General features: G+C 70.3%; 1 protein-coding gene. It reads right to left on the bottom strand.

Annotated elements, in window-relative coordinates; translation table 11 throughout:
• A partial coding sequence (locus NS331_RS26815; RefSeq protein WP_206597355.1) for a hypothetical protein occupies positions 1 to 1288 on the bottom strand: 1288 nt, incomplete at both ends.

Below are 1288 nucleotides of genomic sequence, written 5' to 3'. Positions count from 1 at the left end.
AAGCCCGACTGGATGTTGGCGAGGGAGGCGTCGCTCAGGTAGAGCGCACCGCTGCCCTCCCCGTCGTTGCCGCCCACGACGACCGTGCTCGCCGGGTCTGCGGGGCTGATGGTGAGCGTGGAACCGGCGCTGCCGCTGACCGAGAGGCCGAAGGTGCCATGGTCAATCCCGCCCGACATGCCGCTGCCCTCGAGCCGCACCGACACGTCATGCCCTGCGGCCACCAGCTGGTTGTCCGCCACCGAAAAGCCGAAATCCCCCGAGACGGTGATGTCGCCCAGCACCGTCAGCGTGCCCTGGTGCGCCGACAGCGCCACCCGCGTCACGTCCGTCGCCGGCGCGTCCAGCGTGAACGTGGGCGCATTGCTCGCACCGCCGAAGCTCAGAGGATGGGCGCTCAGGTCCGGGCTGCTGGCGCTCGCGCCCGGGCCCACGCCCACCGCGAAGTCCAGCGTCAGCTGGTTGGCCGTCAGCGACAGCCCGCTCGTGCCCTGCAGCGTCAGGCCCGTCACCGTGCCCTCGCCCAGCACCCAGCCCGAGTCGGCCCGGCTCGCATCGGCGATGTAGGCGATGCCGATGTCCGCATCCGAGAACGCGATGCCCGGCTTGGCCGCGTCCAGCGAACCCAGCACGCCGCTGCCGTCGTGCAGGCCCAGCAGCAGGATGTCGTGCGCGCGCCCTGCCCCGTCGCCCAGGTCGGCGTCGGCCATGTAGCCCAGGCTGAAGTTGCCCGACAGGTGCAGCCCCTGGCCCAGGTCCAGCGCCGTGGCGCCGAAGTTCAGCGGGCCGCTGGACTGGAAGTAGCCGGCGTTGATCAGCTGGCCCACGCCGTCCTTGATGGTGCCCGTGAGGCCAGTGGGCGTGGCGCTGTCGATGGCACCGATCAGCAGCCCCGCGGTGGCGTTGAGCTTGTGGGCCGTGAGCACCACCGCGCCAGCGGTGTTGGTGTCGCCCGTCTGTTTGATCTCGAAGTAGTAGGTGTCGGTGCCGGCGGACTGCACGAAGCCCTGGCTGCTCGAGAAGTGGCCCGAGACACTGCCATAGGTCATGAAGGTGAACTGCTGGCCGTCGGTGGGCTTGAAGCCGTCGATCAGGCTCAGGGCCAGCTTGCCGTCCAGGGTGGCGTTGCCCGAGACGTTGATCTGGTCGTAGTGGCCGGCGCCGGTGCCGGCGCTGCTGCCGCCCAGCTCGATCTGCAGCGTGCCGCCGGCGCTCTGGGTGTAGCTGCTGACGTTGTCCACGCCCGGCGAATGGCCGGGGCTGACCAGGCCGGTGTTGAGCACCGCCA

Origin of the sequence: Pseudacidovorax intermedius, assembly GCF_001476815.1 — a bacterium.
Lineage (GTDB): Bacteria > Pseudomonadota > Gammaproteobacteria > Burkholderiales > Burkholderiaceae_C > Xenophilus > Xenophilus intermedius_A.
This window is presented reverse-complemented; position numbering and strand designations above follow the sequence as displayed.